The sequence below is a fragment of the Romboutsia weinsteinii genome, assembly GCF_002250835.2.
In the GTDB taxonomy this organism is placed as follows: domain Bacteria; phylum Bacillota; class Clostridia; order Peptostreptococcales; family Peptostreptococcaceae; genus Romboutsia_A; species Romboutsia_A weinsteinii.
Genome location: NZ_NOJY02000010.1, coordinates 44,109 through 70,611, shown reverse-complemented (window position 1 = coordinate 70,611; position 26,503 = coordinate 44,109). Strand labels below are relative to the sequence as shown.

Annotated in this window: 15 protein-coding genes; 4 read left to right on the top strand and 11 right to left on the bottom strand. The window is 28.3% G+C overall.

Translation table 11 applies throughout. From position 1 onward, the window contains the following. Positions 1 to 149 precede the first annotated feature (149 nt). Positions 150 to 803, top strand: a complete 654-nt coding sequence (locus CHL78_RS07715; protein ID WP_094368656.1) for a transmembrane-type terpene cyclase — start codon at positions 150 to 152, stop codon at positions 801 to 803. A 120-nt stretch (positions 804 to 923) separates the two neighbouring features. Here the strand turns inward: CHL78_RS07715 and CHL78_RS07710 are convergent, their stop codons facing one another. Beyond that, positions 924 to 2,267, bottom strand: a complete 1,344-nt coding sequence (locus CHL78_RS07710) for an MATE family efflux transporter (protein WP_094368657.1) — start codon at positions 2,265 to 2,267, stop codon at positions 924 to 926. Positions 2,268 to 2,576: 309 nt separating this feature from the next. Here CHL78_RS07710 and CHL78_RS07705 point away from each other — a divergent pair, with 309 nt between their 5' ends. Beyond that, positions 2,577 to 5,822 (top strand): ligand-binding sensor domain-containing protein, encoded by a 3,246-nt coding sequence (locus CHL78_RS07705; protein WP_116041341.1) that lies wholly within the window; start codon positions 2,577 to 2,579, stop codon positions 5,820 to 5,822. Positions 5,823 to 5,886: 64 nt separating this feature from the next. On the opposite strand, the gene CHL78_RS07700 is transcribed toward CHL78_RS07705, so the two are convergent. The 4 genes from CHL78_RS07700 to CHL78_RS07685 form a co-directional block, all read right to left on the bottom strand. After that, positions 5,887 to 6,537, bottom strand: a complete 651-nt coding sequence (locus CHL78_RS07700; RefSeq protein ID WP_094368954.1) for a hypothetical protein — start codon at positions 6,535 to 6,537, stop codon at positions 5,887 to 5,889. Positions 6,538 to 6,731: 194 nt separating this feature from the next. Next, entirely contained in the window at positions 6,732 to 7,634 is a 903-nt protein-coding gene (locus tag CHL78_RS07695; RefSeq protein WP_094368953.1) for a CPBP family intramembrane glutamic endopeptidase, read from the bottom strand. Positions 7,635 to 7,843: 209 nt separating this feature from the next. Beyond that, positions 7,844 to 8,161: a thioredoxin gene (gene trxA / locus CHL78_RS07690; RefSeq protein WP_094368952.1), complete on the bottom strand. Its 318-nt coding sequence runs from the start codon at positions 8,159 to 8,161 to the stop codon at positions 7,844 to 7,846. Positions 8,162 to 8,300: 139 nt separating this feature from the next. Next, entirely contained in the window at positions 8,301 to 8,810 is a 510-nt protein-coding gene (locus tag CHL78_RS07685; RefSeq protein WP_094368951.1) for an HDIG domain-containing metalloprotein, read from the bottom strand. A 237-nt stretch (positions 8,811 to 9,047) separates the two neighbouring features. Between CHL78_RS07685 and CHL78_RS07680 the strand changes: the two genes are divergently transcribed. Continuing rightward, positions 9,048 to 10,451, top strand: a complete 1,404-nt coding sequence (locus CHL78_RS07680) for a YfcC family protein (RefSeq protein ID WP_094368950.1) — start codon at positions 9,048 to 9,050, stop codon at positions 10,449 to 10,451. A gap of 88 nt (positions 10,452 to 10,539) precedes the next feature. Here the strand turns inward: CHL78_RS07680 and CHL78_RS07675 are convergent, their stop codons facing one another. Further along, positions 10,540 to 11,100, bottom strand: a complete 561-nt coding sequence (locus CHL78_RS07675; protein ID WP_094368949.1) for a histidine phosphatase family protein — start codon at positions 11,098 to 11,100, stop codon at positions 10,540 to 10,542. A 190-nt stretch (positions 11,101 to 11,290) separates the two neighbouring features. Between CHL78_RS07675 and CHL78_RS07670 the strand changes: the two genes are divergently transcribed. Beyond that, positions 11,291 to 11,647, top strand: coding sequence for a hypothetical protein (locus CHL78_RS07670; protein ID WP_094368948.1), 357 nt, complete (start codon positions 11,291 to 11,293; stop codon positions 11,645 to 11,647). Positions 11,648 to 11,817: 170 nt separating this feature from the next. Here CHL78_RS07670 and CHL78_RS07665 read toward each other — a convergent pair whose 3' ends face one another. From CHL78_RS07665 to CHL78_RS07645, 5 genes are all read right to left on the bottom strand, one after another. Beyond that, positions 11,818 to 13,236, bottom strand: a complete 1,419-nt coding sequence (locus tag CHL78_RS07665) for a hypothetical protein (RefSeq protein ID WP_094368947.1) — start codon at positions 13,234 to 13,236, stop codon at positions 11,818 to 11,820. 1 nt (position 13,237) lies between these two features. After that, on the bottom strand, positions 13,238 to 13,777 hold the full coding sequence (locus CHL78_RS07660; RefSeq protein WP_094368946.1) for a sigma-70 family RNA polymerase sigma factor: 540 nt from the start codon (positions 13,775 to 13,777) through the stop codon (positions 13,238 to 13,240). A gap of 206 nt (positions 13,778 to 13,983) precedes the next feature. Continuing rightward, on the bottom strand, positions 13,984 to 15,984 hold the full coding sequence (locus CHL78_RS07655; protein WP_116041339.1) for a YhgE/Pip domain-containing protein: 2,001 nt from the start codon (positions 15,982 to 15,984) through the stop codon (positions 13,984 to 13,986). 27 nt (positions 15,985 to 16,011) lie between these two features. Beyond that, complete coding sequence (locus tag CHL78_RS07650) at positions 16,012 to 18,099, bottom strand: efflux RND transporter permease subunit (RefSeq protein WP_116041337.1); 2,088 nt, start codon at positions 18,097 to 18,099, stop codon at positions 16,012 to 16,014. Between the two features lie 148 nt (positions 18,100 to 18,247). Beyond that, positions 18,248 to 26,482 (bottom strand): prenyltransferase/squalene oxidase repeat-containing protein, encoded by an 8,235-nt coding sequence (locus CHL78_RS07645; protein ID WP_094367516.1) that lies wholly within the window; start codon positions 26,480 to 26,482, stop codon positions 18,248 to 18,250. Positions 26,483 to 26,503 lie beyond the last annotated feature (21 nt).

Genomic DNA, 26,503 nt, shown 5'->3' with positions numbered 1-26,503 from the left:
ATTCTATTATATATCTTTTGTACTTATAAACTAGTTATACAATTAATTATATACATATATTAACTTAATATAATTAACAATAATCTATATAGAAATAGATACTAAAAATTCTTAATGTCTCATAAAGATTAATTAAGTGAGGTGATAATATGAGCTTTGAGATTTTATTAGAACTAATATGCGGATTATGCTGGACGATAACTTACATTTTAATAATTATAAAAAGCTTAAAAGATAAGACTTATGGGATACCATATGTTGCATTTTGTTTGAATTTAGCCTGGGAGTTTACATTTTTAATATTACACAAGCCAACAGCTTATCCCATAGCTAAATATGTTTTTATACCTTGGTTAGTTTTAGATTTATTTGTACTATATATTTTTTTCAAGTATGGGTATAAGGAATTTCATAGAAAGTATAATATAAATAGAACTTTGTATATATTGTTTACATTGTTTTCTATAATATGTTCTGTGATTATTATGTATTTGTTTGCAATAGACTTCTCTCCTCTTTATAAAAATGATGTTATCCAAGCAGGAGGTTTCATTGCAAACTGTCAAAACCTTATTATGTCGGTATTATTTGTTTATATGCTCCTTGATAGAAAAAACTTAAGAGGTCAATCAATTTATATTGCTATTTTTAAGTGGGTTGGTACATTAGCTATTGCAATTTTGAAATTCAAGGGAATACTTCCATTTATACCTGGAGAGATTTTTGTCATTTTCTTAATTCAAGTATTTGATATTATGTACATAGCTCTTTTATTTAAATTCAATAAGTCATTATATAGCTAAACACAAAAACAAGCTCCATACGTATGTACCAAATACGTTTGGGGCTTGTTTTCGCGTTCTTGTTCATTTATTCGACATATATCGCTTTACGATAATAATATGGTAATTAGCAATTTTTATTTAAGCTGCTGCTTCTTTCAAGCTAGGTAATTGGTTTTTCTTCATTAACCCTATACCTATTATAAGTGTCATTAATTCTGCAAATGGAATTGTCATCCAAATACCTTGTATATCAAATACAGAAGGTAATATTACAATTCCTAATATAATAAATATAATTCCTCTACATGATGAAATTATTATGGATTCTTTAGCTAATCCTATAGCTGTAAAGTATCCTGAGTAGACAATATTAAATCCATTTAAGAAAAATGAAAATGCGTATATCTTAGATCCGCTTACTGCCATATCTAATACTTCTTTATTATTACCTGCAAACATTGAAACTAAATCTTTTCCAAATAAAAATAATATTAAAAATAACACTGCACCAACTGATAGTGTTACTCTATAAGATATTTTTAAAACATCCTCTACTCTATCATATTTTTTGTAACCATAGTTATAACTTACTATAGGACCTATACCATCAGATATTCCAAACATTATTAATGTTCCAAATTGAGATATATAACTTATACTAGTAAATGCTGCTATACCTACTTCTCCTGCTATTTTCATAAATGCCATGTTAAATACATAAGCTGTAGTTGCTATTGCTATAGCTGTAACTCCTTCTGATGAACCATTGTAAGCTACTGGCCATATTGTTGATTTATCAAATCTTCCTTCAAAAATATTTATCACAGTATTTTTATTTAATAAAGGTACAATTACTATGAAAAATGCAATTGAGTAAGACATTCCCGTTGCAATTGCAGCTCCCATAATTCCTAATTTTAATTCTTTAATTAGTATATAGTTTAATACAATATTTGTTATTACACTTAAGATACTTCCTTTTAAATAAAGTTCAGGCTTTTCTATTACCCTATCAACAAATCCAAATAAAAACATAAGTGACATAGGTAATGCAAATAATGCCAATGTTTTTATATATGTTGCTACACTTTCTAATAATACATCATTTGCTCCTAATATAACTGCTAGTGGCTTATTAAATATAACTCCTATAAATGTTATTATTACAGATACTATTACCATACATATAAGTGATGTTTTGAATATATTTTGAGCTTCTTCGTTCTTTCCTTCACCTAAACTTCTTCCTATAAAACTCAAACACCCTATACTTATAATCATACTTGATCCTATTATTAGTTGTGTAAATGGCTGAACTAAATTTACACTTGCCATAGCATTATGTCCTACGAAATTTCCTAAGAAAATTCCGTCTATTATTGTTTGCATACCATTGATAACCATAGCCATTATTGCTGGTAATGAAAACTGAACAAATAACTTGGATACTTTTTGCGTACCCAGTACATTTTCCTGTTTCATAAATTATTCCTCCGTTATTCATCTTCTTAAATATAATAAACCCTCCACCTACTGGAGAGTCAATATATTTTAAAATTTTGTTTTAAAAATCATTTATGTAAGAAGCTATGTGTTACAAATGTTAGAATTCCAACAATAACAAAATATGTAGTTTATTCTATTATTTTGAATAATAACATAACTTCATTTATTTTTTTTAGGAAAATATTGTATTTATCGTTGAAAAAAAACTTTTTTTCAATTAATATTAAATTGACTAAATAATTTTAAAATAGTGAGTATATAATATTAGAAAGATATGGGGTATATATGTTTGGAGTAGTAAAAGTTTTATCAAGTACATTACTAATTAGCTTAACTTTAGTACTAGGAATACCAACTAATATAAGTGCGGATAAACCCGGTAATACCAGCAAATCTAATTTTAAGAAAGTAAATGTAGAAGATGGTCTTTCTAGTGAGTATATTACAGCTATTCTACAGGAACGTAAAGGGTATATGTGGATAGGCACTTCTGATGGATTAAATAGGTACGATGGTAATAGAATTGAGACATATAACTGTGATTCTAAAAATAAAAATAGTCTCTCATCAAATTATATTACTGCTCTAGCTGAAGATCCAGATGGAAATTTATGGATAGGTACTGATAATGGTCTAAATATTTTGTATCGAGAAAGTAATACAATAGTTAGAGTTTCAGAAGAATATAAAAATTTGAGAAAAATCACTACTATATACGAAGATAGTAATGGTACTATGTGGATAGGTACCGATAAAGGACTGTATAATTATAATGTAGATTCAAAAAAAGGAGTAATTTTTACTAGTGAGGAAGATGATAAATCCCTTACTCATAATTCTGTCACAAGTATAGATGAGATAATTACTGGTTATCTGTGGGTAGGTACAAGATCAGGGATAAGTGTTATAAATCTAAAAACAGATGAAATATATAAGTCTGGATATGATAAAAATAACAGACCATTTATTTATGATATTGAAGCAGATAATAACGGTGATGTGTGGGTAGCCACTAAGAAAAATATAATAAAATGCGTACTTGATGAAGATGGTACTAGTTATATTCCTGTAGAAAATATTCCTATTGATATTGGTGAAGATCTTAATACTGATATCAGAAATATTATGAGTGATAGTAAAAATAATCTTTGGCTTACTAGTTCTAATGGTGTAATAAAATATTCAGCAGATGATAAATCTACAAAACTATATAAAAATAAAATACATAATAAAAATTCATTAAGTAGTAATTCTGTACTTTGTTATTATGAAGATTTTAATGGGATAATCTGGATAGGAACTGATAATGGTATAAATATCCTAAGTGAATCTAATCAATTTACATCAATTGGAAGTAGCCCCTATAATGATGGAACACTTAGTGGTAACAATATAACTACTATACATGAAGATAAATATGGATATACTTGGGTTGGAACTAAAGATAATGGTGTAGATGTTCTAGATAAAAACAATAATGTTATTAAAAGTTATTATCATGATCCTAACAATGAGTCATCATTACCTAGTAATAATATACTTTATATAACATCTTCTGTAAAATCTCAGGATTTTAAAAATATTATAGTATACACAGATAAAGGTTATTCTTTAATCGATCTCTCCACTAATAAAGTATCAAATCTTCTAATTAATGATGATTATGTTATTGAAGTTAAAAGTGCCTATGCTGATGATGAATTATTTTGGTCGGCTTCTAATAATAGTTTATCAACTTATAATCGTGCAACAAATAAAACTACATATCATAATGATAATTTATCAAAATTTGATATTGATTATACTGGAATAAGCTATATCGCTCAAGATCCAAATGACCATAATATACTTTGGCTTGGTGGAAATAATACTGGACTTGTAAAGTTTCATAAGTCTGACGGTGTACAAAATAGATATATAAGTGATATAAACAATCAAGACTCAATAATTCATAATACTATTAATACTATTACTTTTGATAGTATTGGTAATATGTGGGTTGGGACTAGTATAGGTCTTAGTAAGTTTGATATAAAAAATGAAAAATTCACATCATATACTGTAGCAGATGGTCTATCTAATAATTTTATAAATTCAATACTAATTGATGATGATAATAACCCTTGGATAAGTACTAACTACGGTATTAATAAATTTAATGTTAAAGAAAATAGATTTATAAACTTTACTGAAATGGATGGAATTAAAGGGCTTCAATTTAATCCAGCTTCTGCACATAAGTATAAAGATGGTTCTATGGTGTTTGGTAGTTCAAAGGGTCTAACATTCTTTAATCCAAAAGATATTGTTGAGCCTTCTCCGATTAATAATAAAGTGGTTATAGGTGATATTTATATTAATAAAGATAAAACTAACTATGATTCTAAAAATTTAGTGACTAGTCATAATGATAATAATATTAAGCTGGATTTTTTCTTACCTAATTATAAAAATAGTGAAAATATTACATATGAGTATATGCTTGAAGGCTTAGAAAATACATGGACATATGCTGGTTCTAGAAACTATGTAAATTACAGTGCATTACCACCTGGAAGTTATACTTTTAAAATTAGAGCTCGTGATGATCACGGAAATCTTAGCGAAGAGACTAAGTTTAATATAAAAATAAATAATCCATTATGGAAAACTCCTTTTGCTTATTTTATTTATTTATTTATTCTTATAGGATTAGTTATTTATTCTATAAACTATGTTAAAATATTGCAAAACTTAGTGGCTCAAAAAACACGTAAATTAAATAGTGAGTTAGATAAAAACAGAAAACTTAGTTCAGAGCTAATTAATCAAGAAAAATTTAAAAATAACTATTTTGTAAATTTATCTCATGAACTTAGGACTCCTATACATGTTATTTTCTCTACAGTTCAATTAATTAATTTAATAAATAAAAATGGAGATGTTCCTCAGAAAAAGTCAAAAGAATATATGGCTATAATCGCTAAAAACTGTAATCATCTATTAAACATCATTAATGATATAATTGATAGCTCGAAAATTGAAACAGGAGAATATAAAATACATAAAGAAAATAATGACATCGTATATTTAGTTGAGGAATCAGCCTTAAATATGAACAAATTAATAGAGGATAAATCATTAACTCTTATTATTGATCCTGATATTGAAGAAAAAATTATCTCTTGTGATAAAGAAGAAATCGAAAGATGTATAATTAACTTATTAGGTAATGCTACTAAGTTTACTCCTGAAGGCGGAGAAATACGTGTATTCATAGAAGAAAACAATGGCTATGTAGATATTTCAATCGAAGATACTGGTATTGGTATATCCACTGAAGATCAAGAGTTTATTTTTAATAGATTTACACAAGTAGATGGTAATGGAGCTACTAAGGCAAGTAGTAGTGGAATCGGTCTAACACTTGTTAAGCATGTGGTTGAACTTCATGGTGGAAGAATAAGTTTAGTGAGCGAGCTAAATAAAGGAAGTCGATTTACTATTTCTCTTCCAGATATTATAGATGCTACTGAAGAATCTAATATATAAGTATATAATAAGATATATAAAAATAAACCCCTCTATATTATTAGAGGGGTTTATTTTTATATATCTAATCTAATTTAAGACTAAGTCCAATAATTAGATTAGAAGATTTTATTGAAATATCTTTTACAGTTATGCCCTTTAAGTTTTTCTTATCAATAATTACATCTCCACCATCAATAGTTATTCCTTCTTGGTTTGTAAACCAATTATCTATTATTGAGTCTATTAGCTTTTGATTAATCTTTAAGTTTAGTACCTTTATATCTTTTAAGTCTAGTTTTATATCTGAATCTTTTGTTAGTGATGGTACTACGCTTATTTCTACTGGTGTTTTAAAAGTTCCAAATAAGTTATATTTAGCTTTTATTTTTATTGAGTTTTCTAGTAAGCTAACCTCAACGTCTTTTATATCTTTATTTTTAGATGTTTTTAAATAGTAATTTACACCATTTAATACTGTTTCTTGTGGTATTAAAAATGTTCCATCTACTCTTAATGGATTATCTACTATCTTCATCTCTTTAGATTCTAATCCTACCAATGTTTTAAATATTTCTAACTGCTTATCTTCTAACTTAATATTTGTACTCTCTTCTATTTGTTCTTTCTTATTTTCAACTTTTGAATTTTTACTCATATATGATACTGATATAGCTATTATTATCATAATCGCTAGGATTATTATTCCTATTATGTAGTTTCTTTTCTTCTTCAAACTTATCACTCCCTACTGATAATATTTTATTAGAAATCGTATAATTAATATACTATATAAATCTTATAAATGCAAATAGTGGAAGATTTACTTTTATAGATATAAATAAAATAAAAGCCGGCTATATACCGACTTTTATTTTATTTGTGTTGTTGATAATGTTTCACTCAACATATTATCACACTTTATTATTTTTACATATTGTAATTTTTACCGTCATAATTAATCTTAGAAATTTTTCTTAAATATATAATCCCTACAACTATAAATCCTATTCCACCTATTATACCCACTGGTAATGGACCTAAGAAAGGATTTGCATTGTTTGTTGCTAAAAATATTGAGCCTGCACTCGCGAATCCATTTAACATACCGTGTCCAATAGCTGCTGGTATACAACTCTTTGTTTTTAATGTTACATACGTGAATAATGCTCCTACAAAGATACAAAATAGTACCATTGCAAATATTCCTCCCCATGGAGCCGTTGGATATCCAAGTCCATAGTTATGTCCCATTGCTATCATTGGTGCATGCCATAAACCCCATATAACTCCACTAATTAATGTTGATTTTATTGGTGAATATTTTTCTAATAAATTTGGTAATAAATACCCTCTCCATCCTATTTCTTCACCTAGACATGGAATAAAGTTTAAAATAGGAGCTATAAATACTGATACTAATAATTGTGTGATAAACATAGCTTTTAACTGTTGATCACTTGCTATGGTATTACCAGATGCTATCATTTGTTGTTTAGCAGTATCTATCATTAAGGTCATATTACTATCAAACTGTGACGGAAATAACATAAAATATACTGCTGCCCCAATTATTATAAGTACAACTGGTGAAAGCCATGCTAATAAATAGTATTTCATATTCCCTTTGAAATTTGGCTTTATCCATATATCTCTTAATTTTTCTTTAGATAATAAAGATGTTGTGATTACCCCTACTGCTGGCATAAACATACATATGCTTATTACTACCATTGCAGATGGATTATAGTATCCTCCATTAGCCATCAATGTAAAGGCAATAGCCCAAGTTAATACAAATGTTATAGCCAAATAAATCTTTACTTTCTTCATTGTAATCCTCCATTAATTATATTTGTTATATTTAAACTATAACATTAAGTTTATATGTCAGCAACAATATAAAATAAAAAATGTATATAGAATATTCTATCTGTCCATCAACTAGTATTCATACATAAAAATAAGACCTATACTTTATTTTACAAGTCTTATTTTTATGTTTTTATTTAATGATATATTATAGTAAATAAGTTTTTATCTTACATATATGATTCTATTTTTTGTCGTAAGTGCTCTTTTGGTATAAATCCAAATAATCGATCTATTTCTCTTCCATTTTTGAATATTATTAATGTTGGAACTGTACTTATTTGGTATTTTTCTGATATTTCCATACTTTGATCTATATCTACCTTAAAGAAGTCCGCTCTACCCATCATTTCATTTCCTATTGATTCAAATACTGGAGATAACATCTTACAGGGTCCACACCAAGTTGCATAAAAATCAACTAGTACAATTCCTTCCCTATTTTCTACTCTATTTCTAAATTCACTTGTTCTTATAACTCGTGCCATAATTTATTCACTCCTATATTTTTAAATTTTAATATCTTTATATAGTAGAATTATTGTTCTATATAAGGATACTCAATTAGAAGCAAATTTGTAACCATTTATTATAAATTTATATTATTTTTTTATCAGCTATAATATTTTAATTATCATCATCAATTTTTTTAAAGAATTCAACTATTTCATCACAATCATTGTTATGGTGATTTTTGACTATATTTAGTATTAACTTATTATCTATCTTGTCTTTTAATATCTCATATCCATACTCACTGTGCTTGTAATAACATTGTACTTTCTTTGATTTTTCTAATTTTATTAGCTCTCCCTTAGTTAATTTATTAAGTATTACAATTATAGATTTATCTATTACATTTAGTTTCTGTTTACTCTTTCCTACATCATGTAGTAAAGCTGCTTTTATTAAAATATCTCTATTTTTTAATATCTCTTCATTATTAATCATTTTATTGTCTATATTATATTCTATTTCTTTAGCAATCCTTAGACTATGCTTTTGTTCTGACTTTAATAGTTTTTTAAATAACTCAAATTCTTCTTTATTTAGTATTTTTTCAACATAATTATAATCTTCTTCATTCATAGTGTCTACTACATTTATATAAAATTGTTTTACTCTTTTAGGTATCATGTCTTAAGCCTTTCTTTTTGTCTTATTAATAGTTTCCTTTTATATAATTATACTACGGATTTTAATAATTATAGATAAAAAGATAAAAAATACATACGAATAACACATTATTAATTTAAATTGTATATTTAATTTTAATATTATAAATTTTTATAAAATTAAATGTTTTTCTGTTAAAATTTGTAAATTTATAGTAAAATAACTAATTAATACATGAATCACGAGAGGAGATTGATTATGAGTACAAAGACAACAAAAAAAGGATTCAGTATGCCAACTGCATACAGTGTGTTACTTTTAATAACACTTACAATTGTGATTATTACACAATTTATACCAAGTGTTGTTCCAGCTAAGTTTTCTGATTTAATTATGGCACCTATCAATGGTCTAAACGATGCTATCGATGTTTCTATATTCGTTTTATTAATTGGTGGATTTTTAGGTGTAGTTACTAAGACTGGTGCACTTGATGCTGGGATAGGCTCAATAGTTAAGAAGTTAAATGGTAAAGAACTTATATTAATACCTATACTTATGTTTATTTTTTCTTTAGGTGGTACTAGCTTTGGTATGGCTGAAGAAACTATAGCTTTTTATGCTTTAATAACTGCTACAATGATGGCAGCAGGTTTTGACCAGTTGGTTGCTGTAGGAACAATTGCTTTAGGAGCAGGCTGTGGAGTGCTTGGATCAACAGTTAACCCTTTTTTAGTATCTACTAGTATTGCTGCTTTAGATAGCGTTGGTATTACAGTGAACCAAGTAGTAGTTATAGGTTTAGGTATAGCTTTATGGCTTACTTCTCTACTTATTTCTATATTCTTTGTAATGAAATATGCTAAGAAAACTAAGGAAGATAAAAAATCTAGTATTTTATCACAAGAAGAAATTGATAATGCTAAAAAAGCCTATGTAGGAAAAAGAGAAGAACTAGTTGAGTTTACTACTAAGAGAAAAATTGTCTTAGGGCTATTTGCATTAAGTTTTGTAGTTATGATACTAGGTGTTATTCCTTGGGAGAAATTTGGAATAACAATATTTAAAGATACTGCTTTTTTAACTGGATCATCTTTAGGTAATTGGTGGTTCTCTGAATTATCAATATGGTTTGTAGTTATGGCAGTAATAATAGGTCTTGTTTATGGTTTAAAGGAAAAAGAAATAGTTGGGACCTTTATTGAAGGTGCCTCAGAGATGGTTGGGGTTGCTTTAGTTATAGGTATTTCAAGAGGTATTTCTATTATAATGGGAAGTACAGGTCTTGATGTTTATGTTCTAGAAGGTGCTTCAAAAGCTTTAAGTAGTATGTCATCAATATTATTTACTAATGTTGCTTATGTTATATATATGGGTCTTGCATTCTTAATACCTTCTACATCTGGACTTGCAAGTGTATCTATGCCAATATTTGGACCTTTATCTCAAAACTTAGGTTTCTCACCTGAGTTAATGGTAGCTATCTTTAGTGCTGGTAGTGGTATAGTAAATTTAATTACTCCAACTAGCGGTGTTATTATTGGTGGTCTTGCTATTGCTAAGGTTGAGTATTCAACTTGGGTTAAGTTTGTGTTTAAGATATTAGTTTGTATATTTATTGCATCTGCTATTATTCTTTCTTTAGGAATGATGTTTTTATAAATTTTAGTATCAAAATAGCAACTATTTTAGATAAAATTCTAAAGTAGTTGCTATTTTAAATTTCATCTTATATTAAAGCCTCAGTTATTTAATCAATCCAATCTATACAGTGATATCCCTTGTAATAATTCACTTCATATGGTGTGCAATACATTATGTTTGCTTGTCCAATAAATCTTCGAATAACTCCACCATGTGCAACAACCATAATTTTATTAAATCCCTGTTCAAGATATTTATCTAAGACAGGAATAACTCTATCTATAATCTCATCAATTGTTTCCCACTTTCTTTGTTCTCCTTTTGGATATACCCCTTTACAGTTACAAAAATCTTTGTGAAGTTCAAATAACTCTTCTGATGTCTTATATTTATAGGTTTTATCAGGACACCATTCGTGTAAATCAACTTCTATTTCTATTTTTATTCCTGTATTCCTAGAAATAATAGCTGTAGTTTGCAACGCCCTTGTATATGGAGAAGATACTATCACTTCACATTCATTTAGTTTTAAAATATTGGAAACATCTTCTGCCTGTTGCACGCCTGAAGTTGTTAAAGGTGCTAAATCTCTACCATGTCCAATAAATCCTCTTTCATTACACAAAATATAATCTGGTTCACCATGCCTAATAAAAATTACTTTCATTCTATATTCTCCTTCTCAAATTCCCCTTTTCCTAACTACTAATTTATAAAAATTGTTACTTAAATTATAGCATCAATATATCATTATCGAAAATTCACTTCTGCGTTAAATACATATACATAGATTATGGCTTGAACAAATCACTTTAAATTGGTATATTTAAACTTATAACAACATAAGGAGAATTATTATGCTTGATAATCTATTTAAAATTTTTGAGATACTTATTATCTTATATGCAGTAATATCACTATTTAATAAATACATTAAGAGAAATCTTACTAAAAAGATAGATAAACCAAATCAAAATACAAATACATATAAAAATAACTTGAGCAGTAGGGACAGTAAACATAATTATAATGCAGATGATTCAGTTAATGATAATTCTGCAAATACATCAGTTCAAAGTGCTATCTTAGCTCATACTGTACTTAGTAATCATTTTGTTAATAATACACAAAGTGATTCTTGTAATGATAGTTGTGATATGAATAGTGGTTGCGACTCTTTTGATGGTGGCTTTGATGGGGGTTGTGACTGTTAAAATAATATGTAAACAATAAAAAGAAGGTATCTATTGTGTTAATCTAACTTAGTATATACCTTCTTTTTATTTTAATGTAATTTAATAAACTATGTTACTTTAATTTAATCTTAAACTGAATATCTTATCTTGCAAGATTTTCTTTACATATATTAGACTGCTTTTTATATTTATTTTATAATTAATTTCCAATTTCCTTCTACTTCATAAGAGTATAAAGACATTTTAAATTCAGCAATTCTTGCTTTATCACTTTCATTGCCTTTTATTCTATCTCTAGCCATATATAAATCGATTGATCTATAAAATCCATCTTCTAGTGATGCAGTTTTTGACCAATTTAAAATAGAGTTCTTAGTTGTACCAAAAATTGTCATTACAGGATTAGTATTTACATCACTAACCCTTATTTGTGTATTTTCATTATCTGGGTAATCAATATTCATAGAATACATCTCTTCACCATCTACTAATTTTCTTTTTACACTTTTTATTATTACTTTGTTATTTTCTTTTGTTAAAGCATTATTTTTACTTTCCAAAATTATTACCTTGTTAATTTCTTTTCTTTCGCCAATTTTTAGTTTTGGTAATTTTACCTTTTTTTCTTTATTATCTGTAGTTTTAATTTTAAGCTTACTAATTTCTATAGTATATGGTTTTTTTAGATTTTCTGTATTAAATTTATACTTGTTAGTACTATTATCGTCATCTACAAACTCTGCTTCTACTCTTTTGTTATTAGCATCTTTTAAAAATATTTCTGTACCTCTCTCTTCATACATATCCTTACTATAACTGTCTATTTCAAAATTAAGATCTTTTGTGTTAGGTATAGCCATTAGTTCTATTATTAAGTTATGATTTTCTTCTTTTGGGATTGTACTTAATGTAATATTATGCTTTGTATCTTTTGGTATATTTTGATTGTACTTTTCTACAGATGTTGCTTCGCTTAAATTTATCTCAAAGTTAACTGTAGTTATTTTATCAGAGTTATCTTTTAGCTTTATAACGTATTCTACTTTATCTTCTTTTTTATACTTATAAAAATGTTCAATCTTATTTTCCCAACCGCTTCCAGCTTCATAATACATATCACTACGAATATTTTTTCCATTTACTTTTATTTCACGTTTTATATAGTCAAATCCAACAATATTTTCAGCTACATCGTCTATTTCTATATTCTTCTCTTTGGGATTTACTATAACACTAGTTACTGTTATTTTACCTTTGCCAACTTCTTTTGTCATTGGCTCTTCAAGTACATAAATAGGCTTTTCACTTTTTATAATTTTTCCACTAGACGAGTCATACTTATATAACTGATCTACTATAGCTAGTGCTACTGGTGTACCTATTATTATTGTTAATATTATTGATACTACAATACTTACAATTTTTTTACTTTTATATTTCTTTAGCTTAGATTTTCCTAGCTTTTCATAAGTCATAGATTTTATTTTATTAATATCTTTATCATCTATATCAAAATCAATATCTTCATCAATTTTATCAAAGTCAAAATCTGAATTTTCTATATCTCTAATACCTTCAATTAAATCATATGTATGTTTATCCTTCATCCTACTTCCTCCCCTCTAGCATTTCTTTTATCTTTAGTCTACATCTGTATAGTCTATTTTCTACTGATGCTCTTGTTGTTTTGTACATAACAGCTATATCATCTACTTTGTAATACATGAAGTATCTATTGTAAAAATAAGTTTTATCTGGTTCTTTAAAATTGTTTATAATTTCTATAATTTCTTCACTACTTTCCTTGTCTAGCACAATATGTTCCGTAGTTATTTTATTTGTAATATCATCTTCTAGTTCAGTTTTATGTACTTCTTTTTTCTCTAATCTTCTTTTGTAATCTAAGGCTTTATATTTAGTTTTCATATATATAAAACTACTAAACTCACCTCTTTTTTCATCAAATTGATCAATGTTCTCCCACAATTCATAAAACACATCACTTACACATTCTTCTACTTCTTCTCTCCCGTAAAATCCAATAATTTTATCTACTAAATAATACACTTTCTTACTATAGTTATTAATTACATAGTCTAGACCTTTTGTATCTCTTTTCCGTATTTTTTTAATCATCTTCTTTTGCATATATATCCTCCCTAATTAACTATACATTATATACTACGTTCATATATTTATAAATCTCTCAAACTTTTTTCATAAAAAATTCGCTTTGCTCATGTCGCCAACGGATCTGCCCGTTGCTCAAAAAGACTAGCAGTAGTTTGCTAGTCTCAGATGTTGGGGTCGGGATTTCCGACTCCATCTTTATATTAATATTTTATAATCACAAATTATTTATTAAATAGTTTTTTAAACCATCCCTTTACTACACTACTATCTTCTTTAGAGTTTTCGCTTACTTTACCCTTATCATCATTTTCATTATCTGTATTGTTGTCTTGAGTCTTCATAACAAATTTCACATTACCTTCCATACCTTCACTTATTCCACCGTAATTGTTATATGCTTTAGATATTTCAACCATCTTATCTTTTACTTCTACTGCTCCATCTAGCTCTCCTATAGTTTTATTGCCTTCATCATAAAGCTTATCTAATCCATCTTCTTTTAATTTTTTAGTTCCATCATAAAGCTCTTTTGACCCTTTTGACAATTCATTAGTTCCATCTACTATCTTGTTAGAATTTCTACTTAGTTCTGAAGTTCCTGCTTTTAATGTTGATCCGCCTTTAGTAAGTGCATCTACACCTTTGCCTAATGAACCTACTCCACTTGATAATGTCTGGCTACCATCATATATTGTTCCTGTAGCATCTTTTAATTTCTTAGATCCATCATTTAATGTATTAGAGGAACCATTAAGCTTACCAAAATTATCATAGAAAGTTACTGAACCACTATTTAACTGAGCCAATCCTTGATTTAATGTAGATGCACCTGCAGCTAGTTCTCCCATTCCTCCTTTAAGTTGACTTATTCCTTCTCTTTGACCTTCAGCTATCTGATTAAGTCCTCCGCTTATTTCTCTACCTTTTTGAAGTAGTGAGTCCTTTAATCCTTGTTGATCTTTAGGCACTTGTATTGCATTTACGGTTTCTATTATTAGGTTTATTTTTGATGCTACATCATCAATTTGATTAGTTGATGCTAGTAATGAATCAAGTCCGCTTGCTCCACTATTTATTCCTTCCATAAGCTTAGTTGAGCCTTGATAAGCTGATTGTATTCCTGTATTTATACCACCATATGCATTATATAATTGACCTACACTACTTGTATATGTCGATACTCCACTTTGAAATTCTCCTTGAGAGCTATTTAATTGATTTAGGCCACTACTTAAATCATTTGCCCCTGTAGTTAATTGTGATGTACCATCACTCAACTGTTTTATTCCTGAGTTTAGTGTACCTGCTCCATTGTCTAATGTTTTAACCCCTTTATCAAAATTAGCATAATTTTTACTAAGCTCTGAGTTTCCATCTGCTAGTTGCTTTGCTCCACTTAATAAATCAACTCCACCCTCTTTTAGTTCTTTTAATGAATTTTTTAAATCACTTAATTTTGTATCTTCATTTACTTCATCAAGGTCTAAGTTGTTTGGTGTTGCAACAATAAATATATCTGGATTTTTAAAATTAGTTGTCTCTCCTTCTATTATCAACGTATCCTTTAAATTCATCATGTTTATCAAGTCTTCATCTAATTCTAATGACTCTTTAAAGCCTGGTAATGATACAAACGTGATATCAGAGTTTTTGCCGTCATCTAGTACCTTTCCACTATTAACATTTATATCTTTAAAATTATCTCTAGGTATTATAACTTCTGTTGCTGTCATAAAAGGAACGTAGATATCTCTATCTTTTCCATCTACATTTACACTTCTTAGTTCATTATTTTTCAATGATATTATCATCTTAATCTTACCTGATTTACCTTGTATATCTTCTGGGTTAACTTTTTTTCCATCTAATTCGTACTTAATATTTACATCTATTGGTAACGTCTTATTACTTTCTCCTCTATAGTATAAATCATCTTCACCTACATTCCACGTTATATTATCACCATCTATAGCTGGTTTTTCATCTCCATTAAGATTCTTTATATTTGATAATTCACTTTTATCCTTGATTTCTCCAAGCTTAGAGTCCCCTTTTATCCATGTTGATACTATATTTTCATCTACATCACCATTGCTTTTTAGTATGGAGTATACAGTTTCATCTTTTTTAAGCTCATCTGCAAATCCTATAACAGTATTGCTTGCTATCATAGAAGCAGTTAATAATATTACTGATGTAGTGCTTATTTTTTTATTATTCATCTTAGTCTCCCCCTTGACTTTATTTTGTTAGTTTTTATTTTCAACAGCTACTGGAGCTTCTATAAAGTTCTTGCTAGTTTTAATTATTACTTTTTCAAAAATCAATAGTATTGCAGGTAACATAAATAATATTACAAACATACTTATTATTGCTCCTCTAGACATTAAGCTGCAAAGTGAACTTATCATCTCTAGTTTTGACATAACCCCAACGCCTATAGTTGATGCGAAAAATGATAGTCCACTAGTTACTATTGATCTTCCACTTCCCTTAAGAGTAGCTTCCATTGCTTTGAATTTATCACTTTCTTTATTTCTTTCTTCTTTAAATCTTGATGTAAGTAATATTGCATAGTCAACTGTTGCTCCAAGCTGAATAGTTCCAAGAACAATGGATGCAATAAATGGTTCTACAGTACCTGTGTAGTATGGTATTCCAAGGTTTGTAAATATTGCCGCCTCTATTGCCAATACTAAAACTATTGGAAGTGATTCAGACTTAAAGATTATAGCTATTATTACGAATATTGCTAGTATTGAAGTAACACTAACCTTTTTAAAATCTGAGTCTGCTATTTTTATTAAATCGTCAGTAAGTGGAGCTTCTCCACCTAGTAATCCATTTTTATCATATTTGTGTATTATTTTATTCATTTCTTTTATTTGTTTACCACATTCATCACTTGCAGCTTTATATTCTGAGTTGACCATTATCTGCTCATATCCACCTGACTTTAGTTGAGATAACAATTGTTGTGGTATAAAATCTTGTATTATCCTAGGTCCAAGTACTTTTTCTATAGCTACTACTGAATTTATTCCATCTAAAGCTTCAAGTTCTTTAATCATTTTGTCCACTTTGTATGTTTCTATTGAATCATCTATTAAAATAATGTTTGTGCTGTTCATTTCATAATCATTTTTTAATTTATTAGTAGCAACTATTGATGGAAAATCTTTTGGTAGAGTTTCATCTAAGTTATAATATACCTTTGCATTGTTGTTACCTATTATTGCAGGTATTAATAAAACTACAAAACTTATTGCCAATCCTTTGTAGTGTTTAATTATAAATTTTGATAGTTTATCAAATGTAGGAAGTATACTTTTATGTTTGTACTTATGAATCTGCTTATCAAATATAAGTATAAGTGCAGGTAGTACTGTAACAGTTGTAATAACTCCTAATAATACCCCTTTTGCCATTACAAGCCCTATATCTTTTCCAAGTGCTAAATCCATAAAACATAATGCCAAAAATCCTGCTATGGTAGTTACTGAACTTCCTGCAACTGATATAAATGTTTTATTAATTGCCTCTGCCATGGCTACTATTTTGTCACTCGTTGTTTTTAATTCTTCATCATATCTGTGAAGTAAAAATATTGAATAATCCATGGTAACTCCAAGCTGTAGTACTGCTGAAAGTGCCTTTGTAATATAAGAAATCTCTCCAAAGATTATGTTTGTTCCAAAGTTATAGATTATTGCCATCGCTATTCCTGCTAAAAATATAAATGGAATTACTGTAGATTCCATAGTCAGACCTAAGACTATAATAGTTAAGATACCTGCTATTAAAACATACATTGTAGTTTCTTTATCTGAAAGGTCTTTAGTATCTTTAACTATTCCTGACATACCGCTTAGAAAGGCTTGTTTTCCTGCTAGTTTTCTTATCTCACCTACTGCATTTTGTGTTTTTATATGGGCTGTACCTTCTTCTAATTTTATAACCATCATTGTTGAATTATCTCTGTAAAGTAAATCTGTAATCTCTTTGGGAAGCATCTCTCTTGGCATAGATACATCAACAAAATCATCTATCCAAATCACATCCTTAACTCCCTCAACACCTTTTACCTTTTCCTTTAATTTTGATACATCCTTATCTTGCATATTTTCTACAATAAGCATAGCAAGTGAGCCACAGTCAAATTCATCTTTTAGGATTTTCTCTGCTTTTGTAGTTGATATATTATCTGGCAAATAGCTAAGTAAGTCGTAGTTAATATCAGTTTTTATAAATCCATATACTGATGGAATTATAAGAATTACTGCTATTAGCAAAATTAACTTACTATTTTTAGCTATTTTAGTAGCCAACTTCTTCATAGTTACCCCTCCTTTTTAGGCATGCCCAATTAAAATAACACTTAAATTGTAGGGCGTGCCCAAGCTATATGTCAACAAAAGTTAAATACTTTTTTGCAACAAAAAAGAAGCCTATACGACTTCTCTTTTTAATTTTTAAATTTATATTTTATTTTTTTCTTCTTTTTGATAATATTGAGATACCACCTAGTGAACCTATAAATCCTAACATATAACCTAAAATTGATGAATCTGATGTTATAGGATTGTTTTTATTAGCATTACCATCATCTTTTGAGTTATTCTCTTTATCTACTTCATCATTAGTTGATGGCTTATCGTTTTTGCTCGGTTTATCGTCAATTGATGGTTCATCATCTTTATCTGTTTCCTCATCTATTCCTGGCTTATTCTCTTCATCTCCTGGCTTATTCTCTTCATCTGGGTTCATATTAGATATTATTTCGTCTAAAATATCTGTAAATTCTTTTGTATTTTCAATCTTTACATCAATATATTTATCTTCATTTCCTACATACAATCTATATATCTTGAAATTACCATCTTCTCTAGTTTCTATAGATTTTATATTATGTTTTGATGTTATATCTTTTAATAATAATTTAAGCCCTTCTACTGTTTTTGCTTTTACAGATAAAGGTTCATAATTGTCTTGGATTTCTTCAATATATACACCTTTAATATCTGTTTCTTTTTCCTGTACATTTATAGATACATTTGTTTTTGCAGATGCACCTTTAGAATCAATCGCTTTGACTTCTACATTGTATGTTCCTATCTTTTTAGCTACTCCGCTTGACAGTTCATCTGGTAAATTATATTTTAATTCTATATCCTTTCCATCTTCCTTATCATTTGCACTTACATATTTTTCAATATTAAATTTTTTCCCTACATTAATATTTAATTCGTCTGTTGCTTGTATTGTTGGCGCTTCATTGATTTCTTCCATCTTAGGATTAACATTTATTTTGACAGTGGCCGTACTACTAGCCCCTTGTGTGTCAACAGCTATAACATCTACCTTATAAGTACCAACCTTATTTGCTATTCCATCTTTTAACTCACCTGGTAAGTTATATACTAATTTTACATTGTCTCCATCTTCTATATCGTGTACCGTTACATATTTTGGAATTTCTACCGCTTCTCCAATGGTTATATTTATGTCACCATTAGATTTAATAGTTGGTGCATTATTTATTACCGTACTAGATAAATTAATATCTTGCATCATTGTTACACTAAACAATGATGATCCATTTCCCTCTTCAAATCTTAATTTTGATGATGTACTATTGGTAATATTTTTTATTACATATTTTGTATTGTTTTCAACCATATTACCAGGACTACAACCAATTGGATCCAGTATGTCTCCATTTTTGCCTTTTATCACTTTTGTATCTTTTCCTAAAACTAGTTCATAATCTTCTCCATAATTAACTTTAGCATTATCTAGTTTATAAGTCTGATTTTTACCATTATATGAAGATATATTTCCAAGTACTGATATATCAGTTACATTATTTTCACTGAAATCCAGCTTGTTTATACTCTCTTTATTTCCAAGAGCTGATATATCTTTTATATTATTTTTAGCAATCTCAACTTCTACTAGATTATTCATATGCTCAAGAGCTGATATATCTTCTATGTTATTATTATTTAGATATAGTTTTTTTAGGTTTATGTTTTCAGATAAAGAACTTATGTCTTCAATTTTATTATCTTCAAGACTAATATACTCTAAATTATTAAGATTTGATAGTGCACTAATATCTTTAATTTTATTTCTACTTGCTGATAGTACTGATAACTTTTTCATATTTTTTACTGCTTCAATATTGTTTATACCTCTACAAAGTCTAATATTTAACTCTTCCATATTTACCATATTTTCTAGTGGCGATATATCTGAAACATTTGATGCATACATTGTTAATACACCCATTTTATCTAACTCTTTAATAGGTTTTAGATTATCTACAGATGTAAAATCAAGATATAATACCATTAAATTCGACATATTAGATAAAACATTAATATTGTCAAGTTCTGTACAGAATCTCAAGCTTAATCCTCTAAGATTTGTTGCATATTCTAGTCCAGTTAAATCATATACTCCTTGTTGCTCTAGACTTAAAACATCTAATTTTCTTAGATCACCTCTAGTAATTTTGTCAGATTTAATCATATACTCAAGTACTCTTTTTAGATTTTTATCTGGAATATGTACTACTCTATCTGAGTCATCTTCATCTTCACCAAGTATTTCTACATTTACTACCTTGGTAGTTTTAGCACTTCCACTATCAGTTACCTCATAAACAATTTCGTAATTTCCTTTTTCAGTAGGTCTGTTATTTTCATCCATTTTTATGGTATTTTTAGAAATTTTTATATCACTTGTTAAGTCGCCATCTTCAAAGTCATCGGCATATACATTTTTAAGTATGTCTAGTGGTATCCCAACCCTTCCCTCAATATCTTTTGCAATAATCCTTGGGGCTTGATTTTCTTTTGAATACACAACTAATACAACGGTTACTTCTGATCTATTATTGCTACTATCTTCTACACTATATGTTACTTCATACTCACCAGCAGTGGTTACTCTACCATCTTTGTCTACAGGTATTTCTTTTGATTGAGTTATCTTAATTGAATTTGTTATATCACCATCTTCCTTATCCATTGCTACAGCATATCTTGATAAATCTAATTTATCGCCTATTTTTAAGTTGATATCTTTTACTTTTATGACTGGTGCTTCATTTGAATATTCTTCTATTGTAACTTTTATATATTTAGTAGTAGTGTTATTGGCACTATCAGTAACTTTATATATAACATCATACTCACCAGCTTGAGTAATATTTCCTTCTGAATCAACTGGAATATTATGTTCAGTAATAATTTTATCTGTTATATTTCCATCCTCTACATCACTAGCAGTTACATTGCTTATTAGATCTAATTTGTCTCCAACTTTAAACATTTTATCTATTGCATAAATTATAGGCTTTCTATCTAGTTTAGAATCATTGTATTCTTCATATAATCTATGATATATGCTTTTACTCTCTTTAACCTCTGCTAATGCTAATCCTGCCGTATATGTATCATACATTCTAATAGATTCGTCTGATTCATCTGGTTTAAATAATCCTGCATTATCACCAGTTTTAATTTGTAAGTTAATTAATTTATTAGGAATATCCTTCCACTTTGAACTACTTATATCTTCTCCTGCTGCAATAAGACTAGTTGCAACATTACCTGTGTCAAAAGTTGAGTATCCAAACATTCCATTTTGTAATTGTCTAGATTTAAAGTATGATATTGCATTTTGTTTTTCATGCTCTAAATCAAATCTTCCTTCAAGGAAAGATATTGCAATGAGAGATAGACCTGTTTCATAATCATCAGCTTTTTGACCAGCTCCAAAACCACCCTCACTTGACTGATGCTTTAACAAGTAATCTAATGCTTTTTCATCATCGTAAGGAGTATTTGTTATTTCCATTAATATCATGGCTATAGCATGACTATTTACACCTGCTTCTCCTGATACACCACCGCCTTGCAACTTATATGAAAATCTTCCTGTTTCAGGTTCTTGTTTTTCGCTAATGATTTCCATCCAGTTGACTCCATCAATATTCTTAGGGTCATATCCTTGCATCATTGCATTTATAACATTTACTTGATCTAAATTTATACTACTATACTTATGTATACTATTACTTGAGACTTCACTCATTTTAAATTGTGATAAATCTTCACTAAGTAAGTACATAGACATTGCTGCTCTATAGTCTATTTCTGAGTTTTTATTATTAGGATAGTTTGCTTTATAATATTTACTAGTTCTATCTAACGCAGTTTCTAAACTAGCATCCGTGTTTTCCTCTTCATATTTGGTATATTTTTCATTTAATTTATCTACAACACTTTTACTATTTTTAAATTCTGAAAGTGACAGTAAAGCTAATGCTGTAGATCTATCATTAATATTAACATCATGTTTTTCTTCTTTAAATTGACCTTTATTATCTAATTTATCTTGATAACTTATAGCTTCATCAATAATATTATTCCATCTTTCATGATCTGAGTTTAAACCTGCATTTGTAAGTGCGCTAATAACCATTGATGTACTTGATAATTTTGATTCAAAGCTTCCATCTTCAAGTTGAACTTTATCTAGGTATTCAATTGCTTTATTAATGGAATTAGTTGATTTTTCGCTTGTTGCAGTCGCTAAAGCATTTATTGCTATTGCTGTAGTTACTACATCACTATCATCTGATTTAAATATACTTAGTATTGATGGTCTTGAGAATCCTCCATTTTCTTCTTGAGATTTTATTATGTAATCTATAGCTTGATCTTTATTATAATTTCCATTTGATATTTCTAATGCTAATGTTCCATGTGCAGTATCTTCAATGCTTTTCCCAAAGCTTCCGTCTGCATTTTGCTTACTCGCAATTATTTTAACTAAATTAGTACCTTCATAATTTTTAGGATTATCTCCATTTGCAATTATAGATGCAACATTTATATAATCATCACTTAATTTAGACTTATCATTTATTACGCTTTTATCTAATTTTGTAGTATCATAATTAGATAAATCTTGATTTGCACTAAATAAAGAGACTGCTTCAAGTGAAGATATTTCTTTTTCTTTTTTATAATGGTCTAATGTATTGTTTATTGCTTCATCTAAAGATATTACTCTTTCACTATCTATTTTAGTATAATCTTCTCTTAATTTTTCATAGATATTTTTATCACTTATAACCGACTGTAAAGCTATCAAAGCCTTTGATGTTCCTTCTTCACTGAAAAACGAAGTTGGATTATTGTAAGAAAATCTACCTTCAAATGATCCATCTACAATTTGATACCCTATTAACTGATTTAATTTATCTGACCATTTTGACTCTTCTATTTTTACTCCTACACTATCAAGTCCATGTATAGCTGAAGCAAGTACTGTACTATTATCCATTTTCACAGTTTCAAGATACTTTACTGACTTGTCTATAGCCGATTTTACTTTTGAGTTATCTTTAAATAAGGATAGTGCTGTTAAAGCTTGACCTGTCGTAGTTATTTTATTCTCATTCTTATTTCCAAAGGATCCATCTGAATTTTGATTTTCAATAAGTTTATTTAGTGCAGATTCTGAATCATAATTAGAGTTACTTACCTCAAGAGCTAGTATTGGCAATACCTGAGATATTATTTCTTTATCTTCTTTCATAAAACTTCCGTTGCTATCTTGTTTTTTTTCAAGTATATCCACCCAGTTTGTAGTTCTATTGCTCTTTATTAAAGCGTTTTGTTTACCTTTATATGCTTTCGGATCTTTTCCAGTTGCAACTAATTCAAGTATATTTAGTGCATCTTTTTTAGCTAAAGTACTCGCATTCACACTATCTTTACTGAACTCATTTTTTTTATATTTATTTAAGTCTTCATTTGAATAATAAAGACCTAATATTTCTTCTGTAGATCTATTTATCTTACTTATGTTTTTATATACATTAATTACTCTGCTAATACTTTTTTGTGGTGTTCTAATTTCTTCATGTTCTTGATTGTCACTTCCTGTGTATTTATCATCTAAATAATTATATACATTTTTATTGTTCTTTATTGATGCTAATGTCATCATAGAAGAGTATGTAGCTTCTATATTTGTTTCATTATCTCTATCTTTTATAGGATAACTACCATCATCTAATTGTGTATTTTGCATATATTCTACTATAGACTCGTAGTTAGAGTACTCAACATTATTAATATTTAAAGATAATACTACAGTATTTGACAGTCGTATATCACCTTTTATCTCCTCTTTGTTTTCAATTAAATATTTTATTATATCCTCTCTAGCTAAAGATACATCTTCTCCCTCAAAGAAACTAAGAGCTGTAATTGCTAAGGCACTACTATAATAGTCATTATTTATATTTTTATCATCATTAATATTATCTAGTATGTAGCTTTTCGCTAAATCTCTATTGTAACTTTCATCAGTTATTTCTAAAGCTATTATTGCATTTAGGGTTGAATCTATGCTAGATCCTTCAAAACTACCATCTTCTTTTTGTCTATTCTTAAGTAGTTTTACAAAGTTCTTATTATGATAATCCTTTGGGTTTTCATTTAAACCTATTATACCTAGTACTGAGTTTGCAATATCTGTTGAGTCACTATCTGCAGTTATATTTTTTAAACTAGATCCAAACATAACTGCACTTAAGTCACTATTGTATATATCTACACCTAATGAAGATAATCCAACTATTGACCCCCACTCTTTTAATAAATTATTTTTATTATAATAATTTTTAACTCTTTCTATTGATTCATCAATTGTAATGGGCTCTTTTTTTCCTGTTAATTCTTCATAGTCTTGGTTTAATCGTTCTAAAAAGTTTACATTTTTATCAACAGAATTAAGTGCCATCAATGCATAGCAAGTAGCTCCGCTAGCAAAGTCTATTATGTATGAATCTGCCTCATGGTTATTGTCTATAGAGTATGTATCCTCTTGAATAGTTCTGTAAAAACTCCCTGCCATTGATGATGTTTTCTTTTGTTGCTTAAGGAGAGTGTCTACTAGGTCTGCATACTGACTCTTATCAATTTTATTAGCTGCTAATGCTAGTATGGATAATGATAAGTCGTTAGTTGGTCTTCCAGCTTTACTAATATCATTTTTTATACTTAGTATATAATCTATAGCCTTATTTTTAAATTTTTCTATATTGCTAGACTCTCTCATCTGAGATAGTGCAATTAGTGAAATTGTAGTAGCTTCATTATCTGCATCACCAAAATAATCCATAATATATCCATTTTCATGTTGATTGTTAAGTAAATATTGTATAGCTGAGTCTTTATTAAAGTTAGTATTAGTAACTTGTAATGCTAATATTGAATATCCTGTTTTAATAGCATTACCAAAAGAGCCATCATCTTTTTGTTTATTTTTAAGTATATTTATTAAATCTTTTCCTTCATAATTACTTGGGTCTTTACCATCAGCTACTAAACCTAATATCGCTTGTGCGATTACTTCTTCTGATGAGCCTTCATTTATTTTATTAATATTATCATAAAATGATGTTTTCTTCTCAAATTTGGACCAGTCAGCCTCTCCTGCATATAATCCTAGCATCTCGTACCACTGTGCTACTCCAAATGAAGATTCAGTTTCAAGATATTTAATTGCACTTTCCATAGATTCAGGTATTTTTGATATATCATTAGATATATCTATTTTCGCATATTTTTTATCAAGCTCATCGTAAATATCTTTGCCTGTTAACTCTTTTGCAAAAACATAACTAGCTGTATAATTTGTGATTCCAAAAGGATTCGAATAGTCTGGATACAGCGCAAATCCTCCATCTTCTCGTTGACTATCTATTACTTCTTGAAGCAAATGAGAGTATATATCTTTTTCTACATCACATTGATTAAGAACATAATATACCTCTAATTTTTCTGTGTTATCAAGTTCTTCACCATCATTACTTTTAATTGTGCTTATTAAATAATTTATTATCTTATCTTTAGCTTCTTTTATCTTTGAACTTTCATCTAATTTATTAAATGCTTTAAAAGCATCAACACTACCACCCAAATCATAATTTATTGAGCCATCTTCCTTTTGTTTTTCAAGTATGAAGTCTACAGCTTTTTGTTTATCGTATTTTTTAGATTTTACAGTTTCTAAAGCTATTATAGAAGCTGATGTAGATTTTTTATTTGGTCCATCATCATTGAATCCACCTGTATAATTTTGTTTTGCTTCAAGTAATTCTACTAGGTCTTTTCCTTTGTAATCTCTAGGATTCTCACCTAACGCTACTAGCCCTAATATTGTAATGGCATGATTTAAAGTATTTGATGACTCACTTATACCACTAGCATTAATATGTATTTTATTTACATTGTAGTCTTCTATTTTTTCACCTAGCAGCTCTAATCCTAGGATATCTTCATAGCTCATAAGATCCCTATTTGATTGATAATATTTTATTAAGTCTTTTGCTGACTCTTCTACAGTTTTCTGACTCTCTTTCTCTTTGATTGTGCTATTCTCAGTTTCTAAGTCGTCTATTTTTTCTAAGTTTTCTTCTTGCTGATTGATTTCGCTTTCTTCTTGTAGATTTTCGCTTGGTAGGTCATTATCTTGCTGGATTTTATCATTTTCTTCTATATTTATAGGAATCTCAGATATACTTTCCGATATAGCTTCCTCTGCACTTACAGCACTTGGTATTAAAATATTTCCTACAATAACTGATGTTGTAGCCATCGATATTACTTTTTTTGTTTTTGATTTTTCCATTTTGTCCCCCTATATTTGTAA

Bases quoted from the DNA above. Each gene is read 5' to 3' on its own strand.
- CHL78_RS07715 (WP_094368656.1), top strand. From the start codon at position 150: ATGAGCTTTGAGATTTTATTAGAACTAATATGCGGATTATGCTGGACG.
- CHL78_RS07710 (WP_094368657.1), bottom strand. From the start codon at position 2,267: ATGAAACAGGAAAATGTACTGGGTACGCAAAAAGTATCCAAGTTATTT.
- CHL78_RS07705 (WP_116041341.1), top strand. From the start codon at position 2,577: ATGTTTGGAGTAGTAAAAGTTTTATCAAGTACATTACTAATTAGCTTA.
- CHL78_RS07695 (WP_094368953.1), bottom strand. From the start codon at position 7,634: ATGAAGAAAGTAAAGATTTATTTGGCTATAACATTTGTATTAACTTGG.
- trxA (WP_094368952.1), bottom strand. From the start codon at position 8,161: ATGGCACGAGTTATAAGAACAAGTGAATTTAGAAATAGAGTAGAAAAT.
- CHL78_RS07685 (WP_094368951.1), bottom strand. From the start codon at position 8,810: ATGATACCTAAAAGAGTAAAACAATTTTATATAAATGTAGTAGACACT.
- CHL78_RS07680 (WP_094368950.1), top strand. From the start codon at position 9,048: ATGAGTACAAAGACAACAAAAAAAGGATTCAGTATGCCAACTGCATAC.
- CHL78_RS07675 (WP_094368949.1), bottom strand. From the start codon at position 11,100: ATGAAAGTAATTTTTATTAGGCATGGTGAACCAGATTATATTTTGTGT.
- CHL78_RS07670 (WP_094368948.1), top strand. From the start codon at position 11,291: ATGCTTGATAATCTATTTAAAATTTTTGAGATACTTATTATCTTATAT.
- CHL78_RS07665 (WP_094368947.1), bottom strand. From the start codon at position 13,236: ATGAAGGATAAACATACATATGATTTAATTGAAGGTATTAGAGATATA.
- CHL78_RS07660 (WP_094368946.1), bottom strand. From the start codon at position 13,777: ATGCAAAAGAAGATGATTAAAAAAATACGGAAAAGAGATACAAAAGGT.
- CHL78_RS07655 (WP_116041339.1), bottom strand. From the start codon at position 15,984: ATGAATAATAAAAAAATAAGCACTACATCAGTAATATTATTAACTGCT.
- CHL78_RS07650 (WP_116041337.1), bottom strand. From the start codon at position 18,099: ATGAAGAAGTTGGCTACTAAAATAGCTAAAAATAGTAAGTTAATTTTG.
- CHL78_RS07645 (WP_094367516.1), bottom strand. From the start codon at position 26,482: ATGGAAAAATCAAAAACAAAAAAAGTAATATCGATGGCTACAACATCA.